The sequence below is a fragment of the Streptomyces sp. 7N604 genome, from assembly GCF_052245475.1.
In the GTDB taxonomy this organism is placed as follows: Bacteria; Actinomycetota; Actinomycetes; order Streptomycetales; family Streptomycetaceae; genus Streptomyces.
Window position 1 is genome coordinate 92,548 of the sequence record NZ_JBQQBX010000027.1, and the last position, 26,784, is coordinate 119,331.

The 26,784-nt window shown below is 68.2% G+C and carries 21 protein-coding genes and 2 pseudogenes; 10 read left to right on the forward strand and 13 right to left on the reverse strand.

The window, feature by feature from the left end; all coding sequences use genetic code 11:
- Nucleotides 1-16: 16 nt before the first annotated feature.
- Nucleotides 17-913, forward strand: coding sequence for a proline iminopeptidase-family hydrolase (locus ACTWP8_RS27720; RefSeq protein WP_443324821.1), 897 nt, complete (start codon nt 17-19; stop codon nt 911-913).
- A gap of 177 nt (nt 914-1,090) precedes the next feature.
- On the opposite strand, the gene ACTWP8_RS27725 is transcribed toward ACTWP8_RS27720, so the two are convergent.
- Together ACTWP8_RS27725 and ACTWP8_RS27730 are read right to left on the reverse strand one after the other, a co-directional pair.
- Nucleotides 1,091-2,707: an oxidoreductase gene (locus tag ACTWP8_RS27725; RefSeq protein WP_443324822.1), complete on the reverse strand. Its 1,617-nt coding sequence runs from the start codon at nt 2,705-2,707 to the stop codon at nt 1,091-1,093.
- A gap of 30 nt (nt 2,708-2,737) precedes the next feature.
- Nucleotides 2,738-3,406 (reverse strand): TetR/AcrR family transcriptional regulator C-terminal domain-containing protein, encoded by a 669-nt coding sequence (locus ACTWP8_RS27730; RefSeq protein ID WP_443324823.1) that lies wholly within the window; start codon nt 3,404-3,406, stop codon nt 2,738-2,740.
- Nucleotides 3,407-3,474: 68 nt separating this feature from the next.
- Here ACTWP8_RS27730 and ACTWP8_RS27735 point away from each other — a divergent pair.
- Nucleotides 3,475-5,069, forward strand: a pseudogene (locus ACTWP8_RS27735) (FAD-dependent monooxygenase).
- 162 nt (nt 5,070-5,231) lie between these two features.
- Here ACTWP8_RS27735 and ACTWP8_RS27740 read toward each other — a convergent pair.
- The 6 genes from ACTWP8_RS27740 to ACTWP8_RS27765 all read right to left on the reverse strand — a co-directional run bounded on the left by ACTWP8_RS27740 (nt 5,232) and on the right by ACTWP8_RS27765 (nt 13,349).
- On the reverse strand, nt 5,232-5,615 hold the full coding sequence (locus ACTWP8_RS27740) for a hypothetical protein (protein ID WP_443324824.1): 384 nt from the start codon (nt 5,613-5,615) through the stop codon (nt 5,232-5,234).
- A 31-nt stretch (nt 5,616-5,646) separates the two neighbouring features.
- Entirely contained in the window at nt 5,647-6,378 is a 732-nt protein-coding gene (locus tag ACTWP8_RS27745) for a hypothetical protein (RefSeq protein ID WP_443324825.1), read from the reverse strand.
- 67 nt (nt 6,379-6,445) lie between these two features.
- Complete coding sequence (locus ACTWP8_RS27750; protein ID WP_443324826.1) at nt 6,446-6,922, reverse strand: hypothetical protein; 477 nt, start codon at nt 6,920-6,922, stop codon at nt 6,446-6,448.
- Nucleotides 6,923-6,947: 25 nt separating this feature from the next.
- On the reverse strand, nt 6,948-11,429 hold the full coding sequence (locus tag ACTWP8_RS27755) for a DUF6531 domain-containing protein (protein WP_443324827.1): 4,482 nt from the start codon (nt 11,427-11,429) through the stop codon (nt 6,948-6,950).
- Nucleotides 11,430-11,691: 262 nt separating this feature from the next.
- The gene (locus ACTWP8_RS27760; protein WP_443324828.1) at nt 11,692-12,609 is read right to left on the reverse strand and encodes a hypothetical protein; all 918 of its coding nucleotides are present in this window, start codon (nt 12,607-12,609) and stop codon (nt 11,692-11,694) included.
- Between the two features lie 89 nt (nt 12,610-12,698).
- Nucleotides 12,699-13,349, reverse strand: a complete 651-nt coding sequence (locus ACTWP8_RS27765; protein WP_443319706.1) for a hypothetical protein — start codon at nt 13,347-13,349, stop codon at nt 12,699-12,701.
- Between the two features lie 118 nt (nt 13,350-13,467).
- Here ACTWP8_RS27765 and ACTWP8_RS27770 point away from each other — a divergent pair, with 118 nt between their 5' ends.
- Nucleotides 13,468-14,130: a FadR/GntR family transcriptional regulator gene (locus ACTWP8_RS27770; protein WP_443324829.1), complete on the forward strand. Its 663-nt coding sequence runs from the start codon at nt 13,468-13,470 to the stop codon at nt 14,128-14,130.
- Between the two features lie 52 nt (nt 14,131-14,182).
- Here ACTWP8_RS27770 and leuE read toward each other — a convergent pair whose 3' ends face one another.
- Nucleotides 14,183-14,863 (reverse strand): leucine efflux protein LeuE, encoded by a 681-nt coding sequence (gene leuE, locus ACTWP8_RS27775; protein ID WP_443324830.1) that lies wholly within the window; start codon nt 14,861-14,863, stop codon nt 14,183-14,185.
- A gap of 205 nt (nt 14,864-15,068) precedes the next feature.
- On the reverse strand, nt 15,069-16,649 hold the full coding sequence (locus tag ACTWP8_RS27780) for an acyl-CoA mutase large subunit family protein (protein ID WP_443324865.1): 1,581 nt from the start codon (nt 16,647-16,649) through the stop codon (nt 15,069-15,071).
- A gap of 128 nt (nt 16,650-16,777) precedes the next feature.
- On the opposite strand from ACTWP8_RS27780, the gene ACTWP8_RS27785 reads away from it, so the two are divergent.
- Entirely contained in the window at nt 16,778-17,626 is an 849-nt protein-coding gene (locus ACTWP8_RS27785) for a L,D-transpeptidase family protein (RefSeq protein WP_443324831.1), read from the forward strand.
- Between the two features lie 218 nt (nt 17,627-17,844).
- Here the strand turns inward: ACTWP8_RS27785 and ACTWP8_RS27790 are convergent, their stop codons facing one another.
- A complete protein-coding gene (locus tag ACTWP8_RS27790) occupies nt 17,845-19,101 on the reverse strand; it encodes a hypothetical protein (protein WP_443324832.1) in 1,257 nt (418 codons plus the stop codon).
- Nucleotides 19,101-19,856: an RNA polymerase sigma factor gene (locus ACTWP8_RS27795; protein WP_443324866.1), complete on the reverse strand. Its 756-nt coding sequence runs from the start codon at nt 19,854-19,856 to the stop codon at nt 19,101-19,103. The genes ACTWP8_RS27790 and ACTWP8_RS27795 overlap by 1 nt, the downstream gene beginning before the upstream one ends.
- 508 nt (nt 19,857-20,364) lie before the next feature.
- On the opposite strand from ACTWP8_RS27795, the pseudogene ACTWP8_RS27800 reads away from it, so the two are divergent.
- Nucleotides 20,365-20,550 (forward strand): annotated as a pseudogene (locus ACTWP8_RS27800) (GNAT family N-acetyltransferase); the annotation flags it as partial.
- 83 nt (nt 20,551-20,633) lie between these two features.
- Here ACTWP8_RS27800 and ACTWP8_RS27805 read toward each other — a convergent pair.
- Entirely contained in the window at nt 20,634-22,259 is a 1,626-nt protein-coding gene (locus ACTWP8_RS27805) for a family 20 glycosylhydrolase (protein ID WP_443324833.1), read from the reverse strand.
- Between the two features lie 212 nt (nt 22,260-22,471).
- On the opposite strand from ACTWP8_RS27805, the gene ACTWP8_RS27810 reads away from it, so the two are divergent.
- From ACTWP8_RS27810 to ACTWP8_RS27830, 5 genes are all read left to right on the forward strand, one after another.
- On the forward strand, nt 22,472-23,053 hold the full coding sequence (locus ACTWP8_RS27810) for a 2-oxo-4-hydroxy-4-carboxy-5-ureidoimidazoline decarboxylase (protein WP_443324834.1): 582 nt from the start codon (nt 22,472-22,474) through the stop codon (nt 23,051-23,053).
- 190 nt (nt 23,054-23,243) lie between these two features.
- Nucleotides 23,244-23,624, forward strand: a complete 381-nt coding sequence (sdhC, locus tag ACTWP8_RS27815) for a succinate dehydrogenase, cytochrome b556 subunit (RefSeq protein WP_443319700.1) — start codon at nt 23,244-23,246, stop codon at nt 23,622-23,624.
- A gap of 5 nt (nt 23,625-23,629) precedes the next feature.
- Complete coding sequence (locus ACTWP8_RS27820) at nt 23,630-24,115, forward strand: succinate dehydrogenase hydrophobic membrane anchor subunit (protein ID WP_443324835.1); 486 nt, start codon at nt 23,630-23,632, stop codon at nt 24,113-24,115.
- 20 nt (nt 24,116-24,135) lie between these two features.
- Nucleotides 24,136-25,890 carry a succinate dehydrogenase flavoprotein subunit gene (sdhA, locus tag ACTWP8_RS27825; RefSeq protein WP_443319698.1) on the forward strand — a complete coding sequence of 585 codons (1,755 nt, stop codon included), beginning with the start codon at nt 24,136-24,138 and terminating at the stop codon, nt 25,888-25,890.
- Nucleotides 25,890-26,657: a succinate dehydrogenase iron-sulfur subunit gene (locus ACTWP8_RS27830; RefSeq protein ID WP_443324836.1), complete on the forward strand. Its 768-nt coding sequence runs from the start codon at nt 25,890-25,892 to the stop codon at nt 26,655-26,657. Before sdhA ends, ACTWP8_RS27830 begins: the two co-directional genes overlap by 1 nt.
- The last annotated feature ends 127 nt before the right edge of the window (nt 26,658-26,784 follow it).

Sequence of the window (26,784 nt, forward strand, 5' to 3'; positions counted from 1 at the left end):
GACGCAGGGTTACACCATGCCCATCACGACCGAAGGAACCATCCCGTTCCGCGGCTACCGCACCTGGTACCGCGTCATCGGCCCCCTCCCCACGCCCGGCGCGAAACCCCCGCTGCTCGTCCTCCACGGCGGCCCGGGCATGCCCCACGACTACCTGGAGGATCTGGCCGCCCTGGCGGCATCCGGCAGCCGCACCGTCGTCTTCTACGACCAGCTCGGCTGCGGCCGGTCCGACCGCCCGGACGACCGGCTGCTCTGGCGGATGAGCACCTTCGTCGACGAGATCGCAACCGTGCGGGACGCCCTCGGCCTCGAGCGGATCCATCTGCTCGGCCACTCCTGGGGCGGCTGGCTCGCGCTCGAGTACGTCCTGGGGCGGGCGCCCGGGGTCATCGGTCTCGTGCTGGCCAGTACCTGTGCCAGTCTCCCCGCCTTCGCGGCCGAGACCCGGCGGCTCAAGAACTCCCTCCCCGCCGACGTCCAGGACGTCATCGACCGGCATGAGGCGGCGGGCACGACGGAGGATCCCGCGTACCTCGAAGCGGCCATGGCGTACTACACGCGGTGGATCTGCCGGAAGGTCCCCTTCCCGGACCATGTCATGCGGTCGTTCACCGCCGTGAACGAGGAGCTGTACGGGACCATGCAGGGACCGGAGTGGAACGTGACCGGCAACCTCAAGGACTGGGACGCCACCGCCCGGCTCGCGGAACTCGACCTTCCCGTCCTGGTCACCTCGGGGCGCCACGACGAGATGACGCCCGCGCTCGTCCAGCCCATGGTCGACGGGATCCCGGGCGCGGAGTGGGTGGTGTTCGAGGAGAGCGCCCACTTCGCGATGGTGGAGGAGCCGGAGCTCTACCGGCAGGTCCTCGAAGGCTTCCTCGACCTCGCCGAGGCAGCCGAACGCTGACGGGGGCGCGAAGTGGCCGCACGAGGTGCCAGCACGAGGTGCCAGCACGAGGTATCAGCACGAGGTGCCAGCACGAGGTGCCAGCACGAGGTGCCAGCACGAGGTGTCAGCCAGCCCCGCAGCGTCCCCGCCGGAGGCCGGGCCCGCGGGGCCGGAGCCGCCCTCCGAAGGCCCCTGTCAGCTCTTGTTGAGCGTCCGGGTCACACCGGCGACGACGGCTGTCGTGAGCATCCAGCCGATGGCGATCAGCGCGTATGCCAGCCATTGTGCGGTGCCGCCCGTCCAGTGGTACGCACCGCGCTGGCCGAGGCCACCGATGGGAATCAGCAGGTCGAGGGTGTAGATGAAGGCGCGGAACGGAGGGCCTTCTCCCGGCTTCGTCGGGGTCGGTGTGTGGGCGCCGAACGTCAGGGTGCCGAGCAGGGTCAGCGCGGAGAGCCACAACCCGGCCAGCCACGGGCGGTAGCCGTAGCCGACGGTGACGTCGAGGAGATGGCCCCACGCGCGTCCGGCCGGGTGCAGGGTGCGACGACGGTGGCGCTGCTTGGCCAGGAGCACGCGCCGTGCGTCGTCGTCGTGCCCGATCTTCCGGTACCAGCCCGCGAGCTGCTCGTACGGCTGTGGGGTATAGCCGGGGGTCCGGCGGATCCATGCCAGGCGCCGGACGACATCATCCCGCCGGGACACCGCTTCGGACCGGATGGAACCGTAGACGAAGCCTTCCAGAAGCACTTCGCCGGACCAGCTTTGCTCGCTGTCATGGAAGAACGCGACCTGGGCTCCCCGGAGGTCGACGGCTCCCGAGGGCGGCGTGGCGGGTGTGAAGTCGAAGTCCTCCGCCTGCATCCGTGTGCAGACCAGAGCCCTGCCGTCATCGCCGCCGCTGTCACCGCGGACGCCGACGCCGAGGCCGCCGCTGCCGCTGCCGCTGCCGCTGCCGTCGCCGCTGCCGCTGCCGTCGCCGTCGCCGTCGCCGTCGCCGTCGCCGTCGCCGTCGAGGGAGGCTGCCTCGAAGTGGGCAGCCTCGAAGGTCAGCAGGTCCGTTATCCGAGCGCCACGCAGCCGCACGGTCCCCCGTGCGGTGAACCCTTCGGTGCAATTCAGCGTCGACGCTGTCACGTTGTCCGCGTTGAGGGCCACACCGCCGGGGTTTTCCAGCCGTGCCCCTTGCATGAACAGCCCCCCGGGCAGCTGAGCTCCTATCAGCCGCAGCCCGCCCTGCGTGGTGAGGCCCCTACAGAAGACGGCGCTTTCCATGGCGAGGCCGCCTGCGAACAGTGCCCACGTCCCAGGGACCGAAATCCTGGCCTCGTTCAGGTCCAACTCCCCGGTCACGCGCGCGTTGATGAGCGAAAGGCGGCCGCCTTCCATGATCGACCGGCTCAGGTCGAGGCCGCCGTCGATCCGGGCGAGCCCGGCTTTGATTCCGGGGACCCAGCTGCCTGCCATCCGGATCGTACGGGTCGTGGCGCCGTAGAAACTCGCCCTTTTCTCCAACCGACACTGCTCGAGCCAGAGGGTGTGCCCGATCTCCGCACTCGCCAGATCGAGGCGGCCGGTGATGCGCGCACCGGCCAGTCGCAGGGAGGCGACGGCCCCGGACTGCACGGAGTTCGCGCCCAACAGGAGCGCCGCGACCACCTCGGCCCGGACCGTGCGTTCGGGCCCCCACTGTCCGCCCCCGGCCGGGTCGTCGCCTTCAGGCTCGCCGGTACGCAGATCCACCCGGCGCCCTTCGGGAAAGGCGTTCCACAACTCCCGCTCCGGGTCGCTCAATTCGTCGTATGACAGCACCTGTGCAGGGTAGTGACCTTTATGCTCGCGTCAGGGCGCAGTTGGGCTGAGCGTCTGCTTGATGCCCGCCACCACCACCCGCAACCCGGTCTCGAAGCGCGCGTCGTAGTCGGAGAACAGATCGGCCCCGGCGGCCGCGGCGAGCGGGAACTCCTCACCGATGCGGTCGGCGCGCTCCGCTACGTCGTAGTGCGGATCGCGCTCGCCGCCCTGCACGGGGTACACGGACTGCTCCTCGATGACGAAGCCGATGGTGAAGGCGTACGAGGTGAAGTACGCGTTCACGGCGTCACGGAGGGCGAATCCGGCGCCGGTGAGGGCGCCGAGATAGCTGTCGAAGGCGCCGATGTGGCTCAGGTCCGTAAGGCGCGTGCCGCTGAAGACCTTGGCGCCGTCGCGGTAGCCGAGCAGGGCCTTGCGGAGCGCACGGCAGGTGAAGATGATCGCGTCCTGCCAGGAGACGCCGTCGCCGGGAGCCCCGTCCGCCTCGCTCAGCGGCACGGTCATGCGGCGGAGCATGTCGGTGGCCATCTCGTCGAGCAGCTCTTGCTTGTTCTTGAAGTGCCAGTAGAGCGCCGGGGCCTGGACGCCCAGTTCCTTGGCGATACGGCGCAAGGTCAGGCCCTCCAGGCCCACCTCGTTGAGCAGCCGCAGCGCGGTGTCCACCACCTGCGCGCGGTCGAGTCGCGTCGTCGCCATCGGGCCATTCTCCCAGCCGCGCCGGCCCCCGCTTGACAACTTAACATCGTTAAAGCCACTCTCGAGCCATGGAACTTAACAACGTTAAGGGCGAGATTGAGGACGTGCTGATCGTGGGCGCAGGCCCCACCGGGCTGATGCTGGCCTGTGACCTGGCCCGTCGAGGCGTACGGGCGCGGGTGGTCGAGCGCTCGGACCGGCTCTTCCCGGGCTCGCGCGGCAGGGTCTGCAGCCGCGTACGCAGGAGGTCTTCGACGACCTCGGAGTGATCGGCGCCGTACGGGAGGCCGGGGGCCCGTACCCGCTGATGCGCGTGTGGGAGGACGGCGAGCCGGGCGCCGAGTGGGACGTGATGGAGCGCGCCGAGCCGTCGGCCACGGCGCCGTATCACGAGGTCTGGATGCTGCCGCAGTGGCGGACGCAGGAGATCCTTTACGGGCGGCTGCGGGAGCTGGGCGGGAGCGTGGACTTCGGCGTGACCGTGACGGGGGTGACGCAGGACGCGGATGGGGTCTTTGCGGAAGTGACGTACGCGGACGGGGCGGAGGGGACGGACGGGGCGGACGGGGCGGACGGGACCGTACGCGCCCGGTATCTGGTGGCGGCCGACGGCGGCCGCAGCACGGTCCGCAGGTCAGTCAGCATCGCCATGACCGGCAGCGCAGTCGACCCGAACCCGATGCTGGTCGCCGACATCCGCCTCGACCCGGCCGCTGGCCTGCCGCGCTCCCACTGGCACGTCTGGCCGAAGGCCAAGGGCGGCGGCTTTGCGCTGTGCCCGCTGGCGGGCACGGATCTCTTTCAGGCGGTGGCGCAGTACGAGGACGAGGACGGGGGCGGGGACGGGTCCGCGGCCGCCGCCGAGGCCGCCGGCCACCCGGGCACCTCCCCGGAGGCGATCCGGCGACTGGTGGCGGACCGTACGCACCTGTCCCCCGGCGAGGTCCGGGACATCCTCTGGGCGTCGTACTTCCGCCCGCAGGCGGCGATGGCGGACCGCTTCCGGGCGGGCCGGGTCTTCCTGGCGGGCGACGCGGCGCACGTCCACTCCCCCGCGGGCGGGCAGGGCCTCAACACCAGCATCCAGGACGCGTACAACCTGGGCTGGAAGCTCGGCCTGGTGCTGAGCGGGGCCGCGGCGCCCGGCCTCCTCGACTCGTACGAGGAGGAGCGGATGCCGGTCGCGGCGGACGTGCTGGGCCTGAGCACCCGCTTGCACAGGGCGAGCGTGAACCTGGACGAGGCTGCCGCACGACGCGGCGGGGAGACGGGGCAGTTGTCCCTGAACTACCGCGGCTCCCGCCTCGCCGTCGACCGCCGGACGGACCTGCCGCAGGACGCCCTCCGCGCTGGCGACCGCGCGCCGGACGCATCTCTCCCGGACGGCTCCCGCCTCTTCGACCTCCTCCGCGGCCCGCACGCCACACTGCTGGCCTTCGGAAAGGCCGAACTCCCCTCCGGCCGGCCCGAGTGGGCCCACATCCACCGCATCCCGCCCAGCGCAGACATCGCGACACGGGCCTACGCTCCGGATGCCCCGGACGCCCTCTTCCTGATCCGCCCGGACGGCTACGTGGGCCTGGCGACGGGCCGCGCTGCGGATGTCACGGACTACCTCGCGGATGTGACTAGGGGAAGGCCCCTGGCTACCGGACGCCCTTGACCGCTGCGTTCGGCTGAGCGGAATCCAGTGACGCAGAATCCGGTATCAGCGGTTGATGGCCTGGACTTCCTGGACGTTGACGTCTTCGGTGTTCTCGAAAGTGCCGTCGGGCAATTCGCCGCGGCGCCGGTTGCGAGTTCGACCGCGCCTGATGTCGAGGATTTACCCCCGGCCCTCCCGGGGCCTCTCCGCTTCCGCATCCCACGGAACCCACCCCAGCGCGCCGCGCCACCCTTCGCGCTCATAGGCCCAGCCCTGAAGCACCGAGGCCGCGATGTCACATCCCCCCATGGCGAACGGCTCGGATACGACCGCTCGGTAGTGCAAGTCCGCACTGCCCTCGCGGTACTCGATCACGCTGGTCTTGTCGTCGTTGAGGTAGACCTGCATGTAGTGCTGACTCGGGTCGGGGACGCCGAGGCGCTCGACGATCACAAACCGATGCAGCAGATTCATATCAGCGAGCAGATCGTGCAGCTGAACCTCGGACGGGTCCTCCCACACGGTCCCGGACCACTCTCTGGCGCGCAGCCTGGGCTTCGTCACATCCAGCACCGTACCGGTACGTGCTTCCCGGTCAATCGCGGAGCTTGGCCTCGGCGAACGCGAGAAGTTCATCGAGGCCAATCTCTCGCGGAGTACCAGACTCCGTATCCCAGTCCGCGATGTACCAGGCGCCGTGCCACTCGACGCGCCACACATTGCCGTGGCGGTTCTCGAACTCCACGAAACTGCCGGCACCGCCGTCCATCCAGCCCAACTCCTCCACGAGGCGTCGCAGCTCGGTGAATCCGCGTCCGGGGTTGGTGCTCCGGCCGCCCGTCTTGGTGTTGGCATAGCGCATCTTGAGGAAGGGGACAGGTTCCCGGTCGAGGATGTTGGGCCGCAGCATCTGGAATCGGGTCACCGCTTCCTTGAGCTCTTCCCTGCCGGAGAACTCGCAGGCGTAGGCCGGGAAGACCACGCGGACCAGGGGATTCAGGGCGGGATTCTCGAATTCGTAGAATTCGTGCACCTCGGGCGCAGCTGCGGCAACGGTGTCGAATCTGTATCCAGGGGCCTTGAATCCCTCCGCAGCGCCAAGGAAGGAATTCTGGGCGAAGATCTCTTCCTCGTGCTCACGAGCGAATTCCAGAGCAGCGACGGCAAGGTCCTCGCGGTAGGACTCCCGGGCGCTCAGCTGCAGCAGACGCTTCCCGTCGGCGGAAAGAGCCCCAGCGAAGTCGAGGCCAGGCACTGGAGACCAGTGCCAGGCGTTGTCCAGTCCGACGGGCGAGTCGTCGAGGCGCAGCGTCTGGAGTTCCTTCATGCTCGGCATCAGCCGGTAAACACGGCGAGGGGCTTCGGATACCTGTTCGTCATCATGGTATTCAGCCCTAGGCGACCTGACTGCTCACCAAACGTTCGAGCATGGACAGGAAGTCCTCGAGGTTCGAACCAACTACCTCGCACGGAACTCCCCCCTCCACGTAAACGCTTCCTTCCACACGCGAAGGTGGGAGCCTGTACACCGTTGACCCATCGGTGCTACTGAGAGCGAAGAGCCCACCTCCACCGTCCGATCCGAAAACAACCACTGAATCCTCTCGAGACCCCACGATCTGGGTAGGGAAATCACCACGAAGCCCCCGTAGCGTGAGATCCAGCGGGTGGACGAAGAAGCCCGACTCCAAATCCGGCAGACTGACTCGCGAGACCCGCCCATAGAAGATCGCCAAGTCTTCCGGAATCCCCTCCGCTCCTGCCTCTACTGCGGATTCCGATTCCGATACCGGTTCCACCGCATTAACGTCCGGCGGATACCCGAACTTGGATTCGAATTGCTCGGTGAAGGCGGCCGTGTGCTGATCCATACGAGAGACCCAGCCGTCAATCCACTCACCAGTAATAGTCACGATACCCCTCATCGATTGTCCGGGCGAAGCTTTCGATCTCGGCCCTTGTTGCATTCGGGTTCGCAGCTCGGAAGTCTGCCCAATGGTTGGTTATGTCTTGATGATGGTTGGTTGCACGCGACCCAGACCTGCTTCCGAGGATTCCTCTCATGTTCGATGGATGATCGAAGTCGAAGTCGGCGAACTCCGGGTGACCACGATACTCCTGGGGAATGGCGTGGTGGGCATCCCAGTCCGCAGGGAGTCGCTGCCTGCCGTCCCGATGGAGAGCCGCCTGGAACCTGCCTCGGTAGTTATCGAGTCGAATTGTCGGGAATTCCGGATCCATCCCAGGCGGACAGTCCGGAGCCAGACCCAGCGGATCGGACGCCTGCGTCGGTGTCGCGACGTAGGCATGGTGGTTCGGCGCCGGCTCGAGACCGAGAGGATCCGGCGAGATATAGCGGGCAGTCTCTGGATCGTAGTGACGGAAGTAGTTGTAATGGTGTCCTGTCTCAGGGTCGGCATATTGGCCAGGGAATCGAAGCGGGCAGTCAACAAGACCTGGGGCCTCAGAGAGCGTCGACCCCCAAACCGTAGCGTGCCGCCGCCAAACGACATCCCCATCCTCGTCAACAAGTTCGGTGGGGGTACCGATGAGGTCAGTGATGATGGCGTAAAAACGCGCATCGTAATCTTCTTGTCCAGCAGTTTGGGTCAGTGGCTGGTGGCTGCCCGGCGTATAGTCCCAAGTGAGAACCTGTCCCGCTTCATCAACCTGTTCGGCCAGACGTGTACCGTCCCAGCTGAACAAAGTCTCACGGACTACTACTCCGTCCTCGGTTATGCGTCGTTTTGCAACCCTCCGGCCAATCGGGTCGTAGCAATAATGCCAGTGATGACCGTCTGGAGTGATGGTCTCAGTGAGGCGGTCCTCTGAATTCCAGATGTAGATCCAGGTGCGTTTCTGACCATTGAGCAGGCGGCGCGTCTTTCGTACAAGCCGGCCCTGCGCATCATGTTCATAGCTGCTGCGACCTGCACGCTTGATCAGCGTTCCTGTGAATTCCCGGAATCCGCTGCCCGCTTCTTCGCCTGGTGCCTCTGCGTGAGAGACGTTTCCTGAACCGTCATAGGCATAGCGTTCTGTCCAACCGCGGGCATTCACGGTTGTGACACGACCACTGGCATCTAGTCCGAAGCGGCGAGTACCCGTCGACCGATCCTTGATCTCAGCGAGACGACCGTCTTCGTGATACGAGTAGGCGCGCTCTTCAAGAAGTTCATCCGAGATACCAGGGTGTGCTGTGGCTTTTTGGCCGATCAAGCGATCTGCAACGTCCCACGTCTGAGTTAGAGCAAACGCATTCCCTAGCCGCCGATCTGTCTCGCGCCCAGCCGCGTCGTGCCTGAAGTCCAGTGTTCGACCCGCCGAATCCAGTGTCACCGGCCGGTCTGCGTCGTCGTAAGTCCACGTAGAGATATGCCCGCTGGGGGTCTTCCTTGATATTCGACGCCCGATCAGGTCGTACGTGTACGACGTGGCGTAGCCATTCGTCTTCTCCACCAGAATACGGCCCAGGATATCTCGATCAATGACCAGGTCTGTGTCCGTATTTGTTGCACGAATCAGCCGACCGGCACGGTCGTACTCGTAAGTGGTATCCCCGTCGACCGTCGTCTGACCGGTGGTGCGGCCCATGACATCGCGGGTAAAACTGATCCTCTCGCTTCCCCCGTTTACTCGCGAAGTAAGATGCCCAGCGGCGTCGTGGTCGTACTCGAGGTTCCGGCCGTTGAAGTCTGTCTCAGAAACAAGACGGCCCGCCTCGTCGTAGGTGTAGGACCAGGAAAGCCCTTGAGGGTTCGTGACTCCGATCAGCCGAAGTTCGGTGTCATAGACGAAGCCATAACTTTTTCCGTCGATCCCGGTCCGCGAGGACGTCAAGTCGAAGTGTGTTATTTCATGTCTCGTGACTCGGCCCATGGAATCGGTGTGCTCAAGGAGATTTCCTTCACCGTCCCATGACCACCTCTCGTGGCTTCCATCGTGATTATTGCGCCGCTGCAGCCTTCCTTCGACAGTCCAGCTCATCCGAGCAACTCGGCCCAGCGCGTCCTCGACTACTTCGGCTCGCCCAAATGCGTCTCGCTCAATACTTGCGGAGTTACCCAGCGGATCAACTGCCACAATGATCAAACCTGCCGCGCTCGACGTGAAGCGCCGGGACCGGCCCAGCGCGTCCACGACCTCGGATGGGCGACCCTGGTCATCGTAGATATATCTGGTCCTGTGCCCGGCTGGGTTGGTCGTCTCGATACGGTTGCCGCGCTCGTCGTATGTGTGTCTCCATTCCGCCCCGTCGGTCTCGGTCACCACGATTGGCTGATGGAAATGGTTGTAAACGGCTGTCTCGGTGGTGCCGTCGGGGTAATGAATCGCAGTGAGGTTGCCCGCGTCGTCGTAGCTGAAGCTTGTAAGATGCCCCAGCGGATCAGTGCGGGAGAGAAGGCGACTGTATCTGTCCCACTCACTGCGTTCCGTGTTGCCGCGTGGATCAGTTACGGCAGTGCGCTGAAGTAGTTCGTTGTAATGGTGTGTTGTGGTGTGGCCAAGAGAGTTGGTGTAGCGGGTTTCGCGGTTTTCAGTGTCGTAGGTGATGGTGCAAGAGAGGAATCCGTCGGCACCCTCGCCGCGTATACAACGGTCCTGATCGTCATAGGTGAAGCGGTACCAGGAGTTGTTGCGGTCGGTCCAGGAAGTGATGCGGGCCCGGTCGTCGTAGGAGAGCTTGAAGGGAAGGCCGGAGGAGTTGTAGATCTCGGTGAGGTGGCCTTCGGCGTTGTAGCCGTAGCGCAGGAGGGTGGTGCCGTCGGGACCGTCCTCGGGGTTGGCCAGGCGCAGGCGGGTGATGCGGTCGTCTTCGGTGTCGACATGGACGTGGTAGCCGCCGGAGTGGCGGACGGCGGTAGGGGCGCCGAATTCATCCCGATCGAATTCGATGCGGTGGCCGTTGCGGTCCGATATCGCAGCGAGAGGCATCGTGAAGGCACTGTCGGCAGGCGCGGGCTTCGCGAGCGGGGCGAAGTGGCGGGTATGGCCGGTCCGTGGGTCGGTGATGCGGATAGGGGCGCCAGGTTCTCCGTCCCAGTCCAACGGCCAGCGCGGCCCCTCAAGCGGCATGACCGACGTACCCGGTGCGGGGACGGGGTAGACGAGGATCATGCCGTCCTCGGTGGCGAACAGCGCCCCGTCATTGTCGAGTTCAAGGCGTTCGTCGATCGTGGAGGCCCACGATTCGCCGAACCAGCGGCCCCACCGATAGGTCGACACGTGCGTACGGCGCAATACGAGCGGAAGCAGGCCCGGGAGTTCGACATCAGTCTCCTCCATCAGCATTTCGCCGGAGACCATGTCGATCGGGTCGCCACCCTTGCAGCGGCCGTTGGTGGGCTTACTCTTGCCGATCGCGTCGTCGGCGCCCTTCCGCAGTGCCTTCAGACCGCCGCTGCGGAGACCTTTCGCCATACCCTTCAGGCCTCGAGCCAGCCCACCGAGGGTGGTGAGGCCCTTCATACCGGGGATACAGTCCAAGGCGGCAAAAGCCACATCCAGCAGCGTGGCCTGGCCTTTGAGGTACTTGTTGATCGTATCGGCGAGAACGACCAGGGCAGCGACGACCACAATGGCTGCCAGGATCGGGCCGCCGATGATCATGGCGATGATGCCGACGATCGCGACGACGACCTTGCAGACCGCGACAATGGTGTCCCAGTTGTCCGAGACCCAGTCGACCGCCTCCTCCCACCAACTACGGTTCTGAATACCCGCGTCGGAGGCCTCTTCCAGCTTCTTCTTCGCCTTCGTCGCCGCGTCCTCACGCAGCTTCTTGGCATCCGCGGCCATCTTCTTCGCCGCGTCCAGAGCCGACTGAGCGTTGTCGACAGCCGTCTGCGCGTCGCGCTGGGACTCCTGGGCCTGGGTGTGGTTACGGGTGGCCGCCCGGACCTCCTTCTCATCCGGCGGCGGGACATCCTTCTTCTTGCCCGAGTCCTCGTACTCCTTGGCCTTCTTCCCCGCCCGGTCCACCCAGTCGTTCGCCGACTCCAGCCGGGTGTTGGCCGTCGACAGATCCCGCCGCGCCTCCCGGCCCTTCTCCAGCGCCCGCTTCGAATCGTCCTGCGCCTTCTCCAACTCCGGCCAGTACGCCGCCAGCGCATCCCCGGCCAAGTCGTAGGACTTCTTCAGCTTCCGCAGATTCTTCGGAACGTCCTCGAACTCGGACGTGAACGCGTCAGCCGACTTGCCCGCCCACTTCAGCAGCGCGTCATCCTCGGCCATGCCCTTGATCTGCCGCAGCGCGTCCCCGACATCGTCGGCGAACGCGTGCAGCCTCCGCGCCAGACCCTTGACCCGCTCCGGATCCCCCGGAACCGGATCGGACTCCAGGTCAAGGACATGCCAATCCGTCGGCCGATACCCCACCCCGAACAACCCCCGTCATGCCAACAGCCAGTCACTGTGCACGAGCAACGCACGTACATACGAATCTAGCCGGTGTGTCTGACGAGGTGGAAGGGCGTAACTCACCGAGGCCATCAGGCAGCTGACGGTACGGCAGCAAGAAAGGGGGCCGATGCTTGTGGCGCCGACGCCGTCGGGAAGGGCGTCCAGGCTCAGGTCCTGCGGTTCAGCTCGCTACTCGGGCCGTCACCGGCACGGCCCGAGTCTCCCGTCGAGTCCACCATCACCGGACGATGGTCTGTACTTCCTGGACCTGTACGTCCTGTTCGGAGATCGAGTAGCCGTCGGGTAGAGCGTCAGGCTCCGTGGGACCGTCCGGGCTGCCGGTTGCAGTCCAGGTGACCTTCCAGGTGATCTGAGCCTTGAGGGGGTACGACCCGTCGTTCGTGGCCTTGCGGTATGTGACGTTGCAGTCGGCTTCGGACGAGTCGACCTGATAGGAGTCGCCGGACTTGGCGAAGTCGTAGGTACACGACTGGGGTTCGGCGTACTGCGTGCCGGCCTCGACGCGCAGGGAAACGGGAACAGCGACCACTGTCGCGGCAAGGTTCGCGTTCGGCAGCTCGGCTGTCACCCACACACGGTCAATGCCGTTGTCGAATTTGACGTACGTGGCCAGGTTGACCTTCTGTTTGTCCGCAGCGGGGCTCAGCGTCACTTTGCGTGAGGGCAACTTGGTCGCGCCATAAGCAATGTCGGACAGCATCTTGGGCGTAATGGCGAGGCCATCCGGGGCGGGGTCTGCTGGGCCGACCCACCGCCAGGATTCCGTAGCAGGGCACTGGACCATTGCCTTGCCGGGCGGAAGGTGATCGTTCTGAACGAGCATCCACCACTTGCCGTCGTCACCCTTGTGGTAGTCGATCTCGTTCATCTCCGACATGACCTGGTTGTAGTAGTCATAGACCGTGTCGGCACCCCCCTTTCCGGCCTCCTCGTACTTGGCTTTGATGTAGGACTTGAACTCGTCCGGGCTGAAGAACGGTTCGTACCAGCAAGGAGGCGCAGTCCAGTTGGTGTCGGAGGAAACGAGCGGCTTGGCGTCGCCGCCGTCACTGCTGCCCGTCACCTGAACGCGCGTCGTTATCTCGGTGCCGTCGCTGCCGGCATCCGCTTCCGGCTCCGTGGTCGGAGGCTTCACCCCCGTCCCGGCGACGGCCGGGGAAGACGCAATACCGAGGAGAGCCAGGCAGATTCCCCCGACAGCAAGTCCGCGACTGAATCGGGACCTCAGCTGATCTGGCACGACTTCGCCCTCTCCGTGTACGCGTAGCGGATGACCTGCCAGTCCCCCGACGTGTTCTTCGCGAGGCCCAGCGACCACTGGCTGAAGTCATCGAGAGACGGAGTTGTCTTCTCGACCTTGCCTGTCTTGCGGTTCTTGGCGTATCCCTTTCGCTGATCCTCGCAGTACGTAACACCTGCGGTGGCCTTACCCGTGAGCTTTACGGTCGGCCGGTAGTAGTGGAACGACCCGGTGATCGTCTTCCCGGACTTCCCGAAGTCGTTGATCGTGTCCGCGAACTTGGCACCCTGGAGGCCGGTCCAGTACCGCTTGTAATTCGCTGCACCCCCGTCCCCCTTGACCTGAGCCTCGAGGACGGCCTTGATCGCGTACGTAGTGTCGAGGAGCGCTTCGTTCTGTGTGGCGTTCTCGCCGGTGAACCCGTCGATGTTCACCTTGACGTCCGACGGCAGGTCGAAGGTCGGAGCGTCCGCTGCCGACTCCGACGCGGTCGGGGCCGCGGAGGTCGGGTCACTTGAATTGGCGCCCTCGATCTTGTCTGGTCCCTCTTCGCTGCCGCCTCCGCCACAGGCGGCCAGCAGCAGTGCCGCCGTCGCGGACAACGCGACGGCGATGGGCGCAGAGGTGCGGGTCACGGTCAACTCCCCCGTGTGGAACGGATCGTGGGCGTCGCTCTGTGGTGGTACCACGCAGCTAGGTGCCTGTGCTTCCCCCACAGATTCACGTGGCGCTTCCGTGACTGCAAGTCACGGGGTGTCACGAGTATTCCGCGCAAGCTTAGCGTTCACAGGACCAGCCCGTGTGGTCGGTCTGGCATGGCCATGCCCTCTCCCTCCCGGACTGTCGTTTCAGAAGCGACACTTCCGCACCAGAACCAACGCCGTGGGCCATCTGACGGTGAGCCAGGGCGTCGGCGGCGGCAGAAGGCACCGGCTAGATGATCAAGGACAGGAGGAGGACCTTCGCTGGCGGCTGGCGGGCGCCGACCGACCGCGCCAGCTGCGCTCACTGACCGTGCTGCGCTCGGCCGTTGAGCCGGTCGCCGGGCGGCTGGCCGCCGAGCTGGCCACCGCTGAGGAGTGCGCCGAGCTCACCCAGCACGCGCTGGGCATGGTAGCCACCTCGCGCGGCCAGCAGCTGGAGGCCTATCTGGTGCACGACGTGGCGTTCCACCGGGTGGTCCTGCGGGCCTCGCGCAACGAGATGTTCGCCCGGCTCGGCGATGTGGTCGCCGAGGTGCTGACCGGGCGCACCGAGCACCACGTCATGTTCACCGACCCGGATCCGGCGGCCGTCACCCTCCACGTACAGTTCGCCGAAGCCGTACGGGCCCGGGACGCGGCCCGCGCCGAACAGCTGACCCGCGAGATCACGATCGGCGCGATGGCCGAACTCGACATGCTCGCGCCGAAGTAGACCGACTGCGCCGCTGACCCGCGCCGCTGACCCGCGCCTCTGCCCCGCGCCGCTAACCCGCGCTGCTGAGCGACAGCTTCGCCGCGAAGCCCAGGAACAGCGCGCCCGCAGCCGAGGTCACCGTCGCCGTCAGCCGCCTGCGCCGCCGGAACTGGGCGGCCAGCGCGCTGCCGCCGCATATCAACGCGGTCAGGTAGAGGAAGCTGCACAGCGTGGCCAGCGAGCCGAGCAGCAGGAACGACAGCGCCGGGTGGGCGTACCCGGGGTCCACGAACTGCACGAAGAAGGACACGAAGAAGAGGATCGCCTTCGGGTTGAGCAGACTGATCACCAGGGCGCGGCGGTACGGACGCTCCGCCCCGTCGGAGCCCTTCACGGCCTCCGCCCCCGAGGTGACGGCCGCCTTCATGGCGGCCCGCTGCTCGTGGCGCGACCGCCACAGGGCCCACGCGGAGCGCAGCATCCCTATCGCCATCCACGTGAGATAGCCGGCGCCCGCGTACTTCACGATGCCGTACAGCAAAGCGTTGGCCTGCAGCAGCGAGGCGACGCCCGCCGCCGACAGCACCATCAGCACGGCGTCGCCGCAGAAGACCCCGCACGCGGCCAGGTATCCCGTGCGCACCCCGCGCCGGGCCGCGACCGATATCACGTACAGCGAGTTCGGCCCCGGCAGCAGGATGATCAGTACGAGTCCGGCCAGATACGTCGGAAGGTCAGTCACGCCCAGCATGAGCCGGAGTCTGGCACAGGCCTCCGACAATTCGCACAACCGTCCACAGGCCCGAAGAACGACCCGCCGGCGCCTCCCGGAAGTCCGGCGGACCGGAATCCGGAAGACCGGAAGGCCGGCGGACCGGAAGGCCGGCGGACCGGAATCCCGAAGACCGAAGGCCGGAAGACCGGAAGCCGGAAGGCCCTCAGAACGCGTGAGGCCCTCAGAACGCGTCACTCGGCACGTACGTGCCCCAGACCTCTCTCAGCGCGTTGCACACCTCGCCGAGCGTGGCCCGGGCCGCCAGCGCGTCCTTCATCGGGTAGAGGACGTTGTCACTGCACTCCGCCGCCTTCTCCAGCGCCCCCAGCGCCGCGTCCACCGCCGCCTGGTCGCGCCCGGCCCGCAGCCTCGCCAGCCGCTCCGCCTGCCGCGCCTCGATCGCCGGGTCGACCCGCAGCGGCTGATACGGCTCCTCCTCGTCCAGCTGGAAGCGGTTGACGCCGACCACGACCCGCTCCCCCGCGTCCGTCTCCTGCGCGATCCGGTACGCGCTGCGCTCGATCTCGCCCTTCTGGAAGCCCTGCTCGATAGCGCTGACCGCGCCGCCCAGCTCCTCGACCCGCTCCATCAGCTCCACGGCCGCGGCCTCCACCTCGTCCGTCAGCCGCTCCATCGCGTAGGAGCCGGCGAACGGGTCCACGGTGGCGGTGACATCGGTCTCGTACGCCAGGACCTGCTGCGTGCGCAGCGCCAGCCGGGCGGACTTGTCCGTCGGGAGGGCGATGGCCTCGTCGAAGGCGTTGGTGTGCAGCGACTGCGTGCCGCCGAGGACCGCCGCGAGCCCCTGCACCGCCACCCGCACCAGGTTCACCTCCGGCTGCTGGGCGGTCAGTTGCACCCCGGCCGTCTGCGTGTGGAAGCGCAGCATCATCGACTTGGGGTCTCTGGCGCCGAACTCCTCCCGCATCACTCGCGCCCAGATGCGCCTGGCCGCCCGGAACTTGGCGATCTCCTCGAGGATCGTCGTCCGTGAGACGAAGAAGAACGACAGCCGCGGCGCGAAGTCGTCCACGTCCATCCCGGCCGCCACGGCCGTACGGACGTACTCGATGCCGTCGGCGAGCGTGAACGCGATCTCCTGCGCGGGCGTGGCCCCGGCCTCCGCCATGTGATATCCGGAGATCGAGATCGTGTTCCACTTCGGGATCTCGGCCCTGCAGTACTTGAAAATGTCCGCGATCAGCCGCAGCGAGGGCTTCGGCGGGAAGATGTACGTGCCGCGCGCGATGTACTCCTTGAGCACGTCGTTCTGGATGGTCCCGGTCAGCTGCGCGGCCGGGACACCCTGCTCCTCGGCCACCAGCTGGTAGAGGAGCAGCAGCAGCGCGGCGGGCGCGTTGATCGTCATCGACGTCGAGACCTTGTCCAGCGGAATGCCGTCGAAGAGCACCCGCATGTCCTCGACCGAGTCGATGGCGACGCCGACCTTGCCGACCTCGCCGTGCGCGATGGGCGCGTCCGAGTCGTGGCCCATCTGCGTCGGCAGGTCGAAGGCGACGGACAGGCCCATGGTGCCGTGGGCGATCAGGTCCCGGTACCGGGCGTTGGACTCGGCGGCCGTGCCGAAGCCCGCGTACTGGCGCATGGTCCAGGGGCGGCCGGTGTACATAGTCGGGTACACGCCGCGTGTGAAGGGGTACGCGCCGGGCTCGCCCAGCTGCCCGGCCGCGTCCCAGCCGGCCTGCGCGTCCGGGCCGTACACCGGCTCGATGGGAAATCCGGACTGCGACTCGCGCGCCATCTGCTGTGCCTCCCATAGAGCGGCCGGGGTCTTTCTCCACAGCATGTACCCGTGGTTCAGCCACAGGCAGCACCGGGAACAGATGAAAGGGGAAAGATCGGGAGAACGGGGGAGGACGGGGGACGAATATGCGCAAGAAAACCGCCATGGGCCGAGCGGTCGCGGCCTCCGCCGTCCTGGCGCTGTCCGCGGGAGCGGCCGCGGGCTGCAAGGCCGTGGCGACGCAGCCAGGCGCGGGGAACGGCTCGGCGCGTACGGCTCAGGCGTCCGCCCCCGGGCCCGCCCCTCGAACGGACGCGGCCGAGCGCGCCGACGCCAAGCCGGCGAAGCCGCAGGGTCCCGCCCAGACGCTGATCATGGTCTCCGGCGCGAGGGGCACGATGGTCAGGGAGCTGCAGGCGCGGCTGCGCGAGCTGGCTCTCTTCGACCGCAACCCGACCGGCTACTACGGCTCGATCACCACGGCCGCCGTGACGTCCTTCCAGGCCCGGCACGGCCTCGCCCGCACCGGATCGGTCGACACCGGCACCTGGGCCAGGCTGCGGGCCCTGACCGGGCAGCCGTCCCAGTGGGCGCTCCACCCGCCCACGAGCAAGCCCCTCGGCCGGCCCGACCCGCGCTGCCTCACCGGCCGCGCCCTGTGCATCAACAAGAGCAGCAGCACGCTCGCGTGGATGATCGACGGAAGGGTCGTCTCGGCGATGGACGTCCGGTTCGGCTCGCAGTACACGCCGACCCGTGAGGGCACCTTCAGCGTCTACTACAAGAGCCGGAACCACTTCTCGACGATCTACAAGACGCCGATGCCGTACGCGCTGTTCTTCAGCGGCGGGCAGGCGGTGCACTATTCGGCCGACTTCGCGGCCCGCGGCTACAGCGGTGCCTCGCACGGCTGCGTCAACGTACGCGACAAAGCGAAGATCGCCTCGCTCTTCGCCCAGACCCGGATCGGCGACAAGGTCGTCATCTACCGCTAGGTAGCCGGGGGAAGGGCGGATGAGGCGGAATTCACCGACAGAGCTCAGCCATCGGGAGGCGAGCAGAAAGGCGGAAAAGAGAGGGCGCGGGCGGGGCCGGGGGAACGTGCCCCGCCCGCGCCATATGCGTGGAGCCGCAGGTACGGGGGGAACCCCGGCTCACACACCGCCGATGACCAGTCGGCTCACTACCTACTGCGCCAGGGGGCCGAAAAGTGTCACACCGCTGGTTGAACCGTGGACGGACCAGCGGAAGAGGACTCCGGGGAGGCGGAGGACGACGGGGCGGGGGACGTGCTGGAGGACGGCGCGGGAGCGGGCGCGAACCCGGGCGACTGCGTGTCCGCGCGGGGCTCCGCGGGTGCTTCGGCCCGGTCGCCGTCGTCCTCGCCGCCGCTGTCCTTGTCGCCCTTCTCGCTGCCGCTGCCGCCGTCGCCGCCGTCGTGGCCCTTGCCGCCGCCGTCGCGGCCGGAGTCGCCGTTGCGGTTCTCGTCGAGGACGCGGTCGCAGTAGCGGTCCAGGGCCTTGGAGCCGCCCGCGTCCTTCTCGAGACGGCGCTCCGTACGCCGGTCGAGCGTGCCCGCCTCATGCTTGCGGCACACGTCGACGGCCGCCTTCTGCCGGTCGCCCCCCTTGCCGTCGGGCACCAGCCAGATGTCGCCCTCCGGCGTACTGCCGCCGCCCTCCGACGCGTTGGGGCCACCGTCGCGGGAGTCACCGCGGCCGTAGCCCTCGCCGGTCCCGGTCCCCTCGCCGGTCCCGGACGGGGACTGGGAGGGCTGCCGGGTGTCGTCGGTGATCGAGGGCGGCGAGGAGAGTGCCTCGCCCGTCGGGGCAGCGGACACACTCTGCGCGGGCGCCGGCTCGCCGCTCTCGCCGCCGAACGGCGTGGGCAGGACGCCCGCGCCCGCGGCGACCGCGACTCCGCCCAGCGCACATCCGGCGATCGCCACGGCCAGGCCCGCCCGCAGCGGCCGGCCCATGCGGGACGGCCACCTGGGTCTCGCGATCCGTACGATCTCCGGCGTCTGTGACGAGTGGGGCTCACGCCCCGGCTTCGGCGCCCCGGACGCGGGGGGCGCAGCATCAGCGGCACGGGCGGCATCGGCACGACGCGCAGCATCGACGGCACGCGGAGCATCAGCCGTAAAAGGGGCACCACCGAAAGCCTGCCGACCGCTTTCCTCGCGCGTAGAACCGGAGCGCAGAGCGGTGGCGCGCTCCTCAACAGCCTTCCGGAAAGCCGCCGTCGCGGCGGCCTCACCCGCGAGCTCGCCCTCGCGCAGCCCGTGCCCGTTGCCCACCGCGGGGCCGGCGCCCGCTTCTGTCAGCACCTCGGCCAGCGCCTCGGCGAGCCGCTCGGCCTGCGCACGCGCGCTCGCATCGTCGGGTCCGACCGCGGCGTCGACCGGTTCCCCGCGCAGCAACCGCTCCGCAGTGTCCTTGTCGAGCCAGCTGTACCGGTCGTCGGCCATCACATGTCCTTCTGCGTCCGCGGTCCGGAATCCGTCACACCGGCGGATGTGACCTCGCCCTGGTGCGGATCCCTCTGTGGCGGCACTCCGTCAAGTCCTCCCGCGCCGGCGTCCGGTCCGCCGGCGGGTTCCGCGACCGGGCCGGAAGCGGCGTCCTCAGCGGCCGGGCCCGGGACATCGTCGCCCTCTCCCGGCTCCGCCGCCTCTCCCGCCCCCAGCAGCTCCGCGAGCCGCCGCAGCCCGCGGTGCGCGGCCGTACGGACCGCGCCCGGCCGTTTGCCGAGCACCCCCGCCGCGCTCTTCGCGTCGAGGCCCACCACGACCCGTAGCACCACCGCTTCGGCCTGGTCCTGCGGCAGCCTCGCGATCAGGCGGAGCGTACGGCCCGTGCCGATCGCCTCCAGTGCCTCGCTCGCCGTGTCCGCGTCGGCCGCCTTGTCCGCGAGTTCGGTCTCGTCGCCGCCGATAGCCGGCCTGCGGCCGCGCATCCGGATGTGATCGAGCGCCCGGTTTCGGGCTATTCGTGCAGCCCAGCCCCTGAAGCGGTCCGCGTCACCGCTGAACCGCTCCAGGTCGCGGGCTATCTGGAGCCACGCCTCCGAAGCCACGTCCTCCGCGTCCGGCTCGCCGACCAGCGTCCGCACATAGCCGAGCAGCCGCGGGTGCACCGCTCTGTACACAGTCCGGAAAGCGGTCTCGTCCCCGTCCTGTGCCGCGTGCACCGCGGCAGTCAGCTCCGCGTCGTCCCCCAGCACGCCCTCATCCTGCTTCACTCGTCCCTGTCCGGACCCGCGGGCGCCGAGCTCGATGCCGACCGTCCACGTCACGCGGGAACCAGAAGTTGACGACTGGAGTAAACCATGCCCCGGCATCGGCGCCGCCCGGCGCGATCCAGCACGCTAGGGCCTATGACGGGTGCGCGTCCACGTCCGGGCCGGTGTGACAGAAACTGAGCGCCGTACGCAGAGGGGAGTATGGGCCCCCTTCCGGGCCCTCACCGACGACGGCCGGGGTCTCTCCTGTGGGGGGTGGCGACCCCGGCCGTCCCCTGTGAAATCCGCGTGAATCCGCTGGACTCCGACCCACGGCCGCGCCCCGGCACCGCCCGCGGCCCCTCCCCCGGGCGGCCGCCCCGGCGCCTCCGGAATCCCGGCCCCGCCGAAATCCCGGCCTTGCCGAAATTCCTTCGCGATTCCGTCGCCGCCTCGCCGGCCTACCGCGTACGGTTGCGCCGTGCGGATCTTCCTGGAGACCGAGCGCCTGGTGCTGCGCCGGTTCACCAAGGCCGACGCGGACCTGCTCGTCGCCCTCGACGCCGATCCGGATGTCATGCGCTTCCTCGGCAACGGCAGCCCGACGCCGCCCGAGATGATCACCGACGAGGTCCTGCCCGCGATCCTGCGCCGTTACGAGCGCTTCCCCGGGTTCAGCCACTGGGCGGCGCTGGAGAGGTCCTCCGGCGCGTTCCTGGGCTGGTTCGAGTTCCGGCCGCCGGAGGGGGCCGCCGCCCCGGAGCGGCCGCCCCGCGCCCGTCAGCGACGCTGGGCGAGCCGGTCGGCGAGCCCGACGAACTCAGGCCAGTCGAGCGGGGGCTTGCCCGGGTCCCACAGCTTCTGGGCCACCGCTGCCAGCGGCAACCGGATGCCGGCCGCGACCTGCTCCTCGGTCTGCGCGTTCGCGATGTCGGACCACACGGCGAAGCGGCCGCCCGGCACCTCACCGGGTTCGGTGGACGACGAGGACAGCGCCTGCGTGCCGCGCAGCACCGCCGGGGTCCACTCCTTGTAGATCCGCTCACCCGTCGGATAGACGAACTGGTTCGGCTGCCCGAGCACGTAGTAGAGGTACTCGTCGTTGAGGTTGACCACCGTGCGGCCCTCGGCCAGGTACTCCGCGGGCTGCCGCTCGCCGATCTCCTTGCCCGTCCAGTACTCGACCTCGATCCCCTTGTCGGGGCTCACCACCCCGCCACTGAAGAACCCGTCGTTCCACGCCTTGGGCCGCTTGCCCGCCGCGCGTACGACCGCCGCCCGGTCATTGAGCCAGCCGGTCGCCAGGTCCTGCACGCGCGCGTTGGCCCCGTACTTCTCGCGCGCCGCGGCGGCCAACTGCGGATAGGTCGCTTCGGGGTTCCTGGCCATCAGCGCCTGGTACTCGTCGGCGCCGATGTGCATGTACGGGCCGGGGAAGACGCCCGCGTACTCGCGCAGCAGGTCGTCGACGATCCGCGCCGCCTGCGGGTTCGTGATGTCGACCGCACCGCGCGCGGGGTTGCCGGACGCGCTGGTCAGCTGGAGCGAGGGGTGCGCGCCGATCACCGCGCCCAGGTGGCCCGGCGAGTCGATCTCGGGGATGACGGTGATGTGCAGGCTCTTGGCGAGGTCGAGGATGCGGCGCAGCTCGGCCTTGGTGAGGTGCTGCTCGGAGACGATCTCGGGGTGCGTGGAGCTCTCGATCCGGAAGCCCTGGTCGTCGGAGAAGTGGAGCCCGAGCTGGTTGAGTTTGAGGTCGGCCAGCTGCCGCAGCCGGGCCTCGATCCAGCCGGCCGTGTAGTGCTTGCGCGCGATGTCGAGCTGGAAGCCGCGCTGCGGACGGTCGGGGCGGTCGTCGATGACGCCCTCGGGGACCTTTCCGCCGGAGCGGAGCGACTGCAGGAGGGTGCGGGTGCCGTAGAAGACCCCGGCGTCGGCGGCTCCGGTGATGCTGACCCGGCCGTCGCGCGTGGTGAGCCGGTAGCCCTCGGCGCCGCCGCGCTGCCCGGGGCGGATGGCCAGCTCGACGTCGCCCGCCTTGGCGGGCGGCTTGCCGTACTCGGCCTTGAGTTCGCCGGCGAGCATGCGGGCCTCGTCGGCGAGCGGCCCGTCCGGGGCGACGACGCGCGTGCCGTTCCCGGGCTTCCAGCCGGGCCCGGCGCCGGGGTCGAACTCGCGGACGGAGGGGATGGTGCGCGGCGGCGAGGACGGGGCGTACGTGGTGGGGGGACGGCTCGCGGGCGCGCTGCTGACGGGTGACCGGTCGTCGCCGCCGCGCGGCCCGCCGTTCCCGTCGCCGTCCGAGCAGCCGGCGAGCACGGCGCTCGCGAGCGCCACGGCGACCCACGGGGCGACCCACGCGGCAAGCCGCGCCGGCAGCCGTCCCGGCCTCGTCACATGCATCATCCGTTTAAAACCTCCCAATTAAGGACGAAGGTACGTGTTCCTGTTCGCTTTTGCGTCTACTACGCGCGTGCATTCGCTCCCGTCCGGGTGAAATTCAGGTATCCGTCGGACCGTGGCCGAGATGCACCGATACGGTGGCGCCTCAGTCGTATCTCCAGTCCCCAGCTGACCCTCAGGACTGGTCCGCGCGCCAGGGAATCCCAGAGGAGCCCATGCTGACCAGCGACTTTCCGGCCAGCCCGCCGCACCGGGAACCTGCCACGCCGTCGGCCAGGAGCGCCCGGCGGCCGGTACCGGCACAGAGCCGCGGCAGCGGCCCCGCCGTCACCGCAGCCCTGCCCGGTCTCGACCGCTTCAACACGGCCGCCCCCGCCGCCGCGGAAGCCGCACTGCTCGGCTGCTGCGCCAGCGGCCGCTGGGCGCGCCGCCTCGCCGCCCACCGCCCCTACCCCGACGTCGACGCGCTCCTCGCCGCGGCGGACGAGGCGAGTTACGACCTGACGGCCGCCGACCTGGCCGAGGCCCTCGCCGAAGAATCGGTTGCCCACACCCTCCCCGCCAGGACCGGATCCGCCGCACTCACCGCGCTGCGCGCCGCCCACGCCGCGTACGAGAGCCGCTTCGGGCACGTCTTCGTGATCTGTGTGGACGGGCTGCGCCCCGACGAGCTGCTCGACCACGTCCTCGCCGGGATCCGCGCGCGGCTCGGCCACGAGGTGGAGGAGGAGCGCGCCGTCACCGCCGACGAGCTGCGCAGGACCGCCCGCGGCCGGCTCGCCCGCCTTGTGGCGTAAGCCCGGAATCACGGGCTTTCACATCGCCTGGTAGGCCGTACGTGCCTGTTTGATCACACCTACGGGCCCCCACCCGGGTGAGCCGACAACCCGTCGCTACGATGGCCAGGGCCGGTGGACCGTACCCGGCCGGGCTCGACCGACAGTGAAGCCGGCAGAGCCCCAATCCCCGCTTCCGGAGGGTTTTTCCGTGCCGGCTGGAACGCTGTACCGCGGCCGGGAAGGCATGTGGTCCTGGGTGGCTCATCGAGTCACCGGTGTCCTCATCTTCTTCTTCCTGTTCGTTCACGTGCTCGACACCGCTCTCGTCCGCGTCTCCCCCGAGGCGTACGACGACACCATCGCGCTCTACAAGACACCCCTGGTCGCACTCATGGAGTACGGCCTGGTCGCCGCCATCCTCTTCCACGCGCTGAACGGCCTGCGCGTCGTCGCCGTGGACTTCTGGTCCAAGGGCGCGCGCTACCAGAAGCAGATGCTGTGGACCGTCATGGGCATCTGGATCGTGCTGATGGCGGGGGCCGTCTACCCCGTCCTCAACCACGCCGCGCGCGAGCTGTTCGGGAGCTGAAAGACATGGCATCCACTGAGACTCCGTCGACCGGGTCGGTCGAGCTGACCGACTCCAGCGCCGCGTACGGCCCGGACAACCCGGCGCCCGTCATCGAGGCGCCGCGGGCCCGTACCGGCAGGACGCCGAAGGCGACGCGGACGAACTTCGAGATGTACGGCTGGCTGTTCATGCGGCTGTCCGGCATCGTGCTCGTCGTCCTGGTCATCGGCCACCTGCTGATCCAGCTGGTGCTGGACGGCGGCGTGAGCAAGGTCAGCTTCGCCTTCGTGGCCGGCCGCTGGGCCTCGCCGTTCTGGCAGATCTGGGACCTGCTCATGCTGTGGCTGGCCATGCTGCACGGCGCCAACGGCCTGCGGACGGTCATCAACGACTACGCCGAGCGGGACAACACGCGCTTCTGGCTGAAGATGCTGCTGTACACCGCCACCGTCTTCACCGTCCTCCTGGGCACGCTGGTGATCTTCACCTTCGACCCGAACATCCGCTAGAGCCGGGGCTGACGCACGACATGAAGATTCACAAGTACGACACCGTCATCGTCGGCGCCGGCGGCGCCGGGATGCGCGCGGCCATCGAGGCCACCCAGCGCAGCCGTACCGCCGTTCTGACGAAGCTCTACCCGACCCGCTCCCACACCGGCGCCGCCCAGGGCGGCATGGCCGCCGCCCTCGCGAACGTCGAGGAGGACAACTGGGAGTGGCACACCTTCGACACGATCAAGGGCGGCGACTACCTGGTCGACCAGGACGCCGCCGAGATCCTGGCGAAGGAGGCCATCGACGCGGTCCTCGACCTCGAGAAGATGGGCCTGCCGTTCAACCGCACCCCGGGCGGCACGATCGACCAGCGCCGCTTCGGCGGGCACTCCCGCAACCACGGCGAGGCCCCGGTCCGCCGGTCCTGCTACGCGGCCGACCGCACCGGCCACATGATCCTCCAGACGCTGTACCAGAACTGCGTCAAGGAGGGCGTGGAGTTCTTCAACGAGTTCTACGTCCTCGACCAGTTGATCACCGAGGTCGACGGGATCAAGCGGTCCGCGGGCGTCATCGCGTACGAGCTGGCCACCGGTGAGATCCACGTCTTCCAGGCGAAGGCCGTGATCTACGCCTCGGGCGGCTGCGGCAAGTTCTTCAAGGTGACCTCCAACGCGCACACCCTGACCGGTGACGGCCAGGCCGCCGTCTACCGCCGCGGTCTGCCGCTGGAGGACATGGAGTTCTTCCAGTTCCACCCGACCGGCATCTGGCGCATGGGCATCCTCCTGACCGAGGGCGCGCGCGGCGAGGGCGGCATCCTCCGCAACAAGGACGGCGAGCGCTTCATGGAGAAGTACGCGCCGGTCATGAAGGACCTCGCCTCGCGTGACGTCGTCTCCCGCTCGATCTACACCGAGATCCGGGAGGGGCGGGGCTGCGGTCCGGAAGGCGACCACGTCTTCCTGGACCTGACCCACCTGCCGCCGGAGCAGCTGGACGCCAAGCTGCCGGACATCACCGAGTTCGCGCGGACATACCTGGGCATCGAGCCGTACACGGACCCGATCCCGATCCAGCCGACCGCGCACTACGCGATGGGCGGCATCCCGACGAACGTCCAGGGCGAGGTGCTGGCCGACAACACCACCGTCGTGCCGGGCCTGTACGCGGCCGGCGAGGTCGCCTGCGTCTCGGTGCACGGCGCCAACCGCCTGGGCACCAACTCCCTGCTCGACATCAACGTCTTCGGCCGCCGGGCCGGCATCGCCGCCGCCGAGTACGCCGCGAAGGCCGACTACGTGGAGCTGCCCGAGGACCCGGCGCAGCTCGTCGTGGACCAGGTCGAGCGGCTGCGCAACGCCACCGGCACGGAGCGGGTCACCGAACTGCGCAAGGCGCTGCAGGAGACCATGGACGCCAACGTGATGGTGTTCCGCACCGAGCAGACGATCAAGACTGCCGTCGAGAAGATCGCCGAGCTGCGCGAGCGCTACAAGAACGTCGCCATCCAGGACAAGGGCAAGCGGTTCAACACCGACCTGCTGGAGGCCATCGAGCTGGGCAACCTGCTCGACCTGGCCGAGGTCATGGCCGTGTCCGCGCTGGCCCGCAAGGAGTCCCGCGGCGGTCACTACCGCGAGGACTACCCGAACCGGGACGACGTCAACTTCATGCGCCACACCATGGCGTACCGCGAGGTGGGCGACGACGGCACCGAGTCCATCCGCCTCGACTACAAGCCGGTCGTCCAGACCCGCTACCAGCCGATGGAGCGTAAGTACTGATGAGCACCCCGACGCTCGACAAGGTCGAGGACGCGAAGCCCGCCGAGGCCCCCTCGCCGTACATCATGGTCACCTTCCGGATCCGCCGGTTCAACCCGGAGGTCTCGGCCGAGGCGACCTGGCAGGACTTCGAGGTCGAGATCGACCCGAAGGAGCGCGTGCTCGACGCACTCCACAAGATCAAGTGGGACCTGGACGGCTCGCTGACCTTCCGGCGCTCCTGCGCGCACGGCATCTGCGGCTCCGACGCGATGCGCATCAACGGCCGCAACCGGCTGGCCTGCAAGACGCTGATCAAGGACATCAGCCCTGAGAAGCCGATCACGGTCGAGGCCATAAAGGGCCTTACGGTCCTCAAGGACCTGGTCGTGGACATGGATCCGTTCTTCCAGGCGTACCGGGACGTGATGCCGTTCCTGGTGACGACGGGGAACGAGCCGACGCGCGAGCGCCTGCAGTCCGCCGAGGACCGCGAGCGCTTCGACGACACCACCAAGTGCATCCTGTGCGCCGCCTGCACGACCTCGTGCCCGGTGTTCTGGAACGACGGCCAGTACTTCGGCCCGGCGGCGATCGTCAACGCGCACCGCTTCATCTTCGACTCGCGCGACGAGGCGGGTGAGCAGCGGCTGGAGATCCTGAACGACAAGGACGGCGTCTGGCGCTGCCGCACCACCTTCAACTGCACGGACGCCTGCCCGCGGGGTATCGAGGTGACGAAGGCGATCCAGGAGGTGAAGCGGGCGCTGATCACGCGCCGCTTCTGAGGTTCCCTGTTCCGGCAGGACCGCGCGGGCGGCCTTCGCCGGCACGACCCCGGGGCCCCGCTTCCGTAGACACGGAGGCGGGGCCCTTCTCGTTGCGCCGATTGCGGCCACGGGCCTGGACGGTGAA

Coding starts and splice junctions, on each gene's coding strand:
- ACTWP8_RS27810 (WP_443324834.1), top strand. CDS start 22,472: ATGCTGACCAGCGACTTTCCGGCCAGCCCGCCGCACCGGGAACCTGCC.
- ACTWP8_RS27830 (WP_443324836.1), top strand. CDS start 25,890: ATGAGCACCCCGACGCTCGACAAGGTCGAGGACGCGAAGCCCGCCGAG.
- ACTWP8_RS27745 (WP_443324825.1), bottom strand. CDS start 6,378: ATGAAGGAACTCCAGACGCTGCGCCTCGACGACTCGCCCGTCGGACTG.
- ACTWP8_RS27805 (WP_443324833.1), bottom strand. CDS start 22,259: ATGATGCATGTGACGAGGCCGGGACGGCTGCCGGCGCGGCTTGCCGCG.
- ACTWP8_RS27820 (WP_443324835.1), top strand. CDS start 23,630: ATGGCATCCACTGAGACTCCGTCGACCGGGTCGGTCGAGCTGACCGAC.
- ACTWP8_RS27790 (WP_443324832.1), bottom strand. CDS start 19,101: ATGGCCGACGACCGGTACAGCTGGCTCGACAAGGACACTGCGGAGCGG.
- ACTWP8_RS27785 (WP_443324831.1), top strand. CDS start 16,778: ATGCGCAAGAAAACCGCCATGGGCCGAGCGGTCGCGGCCTCCGCCGTC.
- ACTWP8_RS27750 (WP_443324826.1), bottom strand. CDS start 6,922: ATGGATCAGCACACGGCCGCCTTCACCGAGCAATTCGAATCCAAGTTC.
- ACTWP8_RS27730 (WP_443324823.1), bottom strand. CDS start 3,406: ATGGCGACGACGCGACTCGACCGCGCGCAGGTGGTGGACACCGCGCTG.
- ACTWP8_RS27720 (WP_443324821.1), top strand. CDS start 17: ATGCCCATCACGACCGAAGGAACCATCCCGTTCCGCGGCTACCGCACC.
- leuE (WP_443324830.1), bottom strand. CDS start 14,863: ATGCTGGGCGTGACTGACCTTCCGACGTATCTGGCCGGACTCGTACTG.
- ACTWP8_RS27780 (WP_443324865.1), bottom strand. CDS start 16,649: ATGGCGCGCGAGTCGCAGTCCGGATTTCCCATCGAGCCGGTGTACGGC.
- sdhA (WP_443319698.1), top strand. CDS start 24,136: ATGAAGATTCACAAGTACGACACCGTCATCGTCGGCGCCGGCGGCGCC.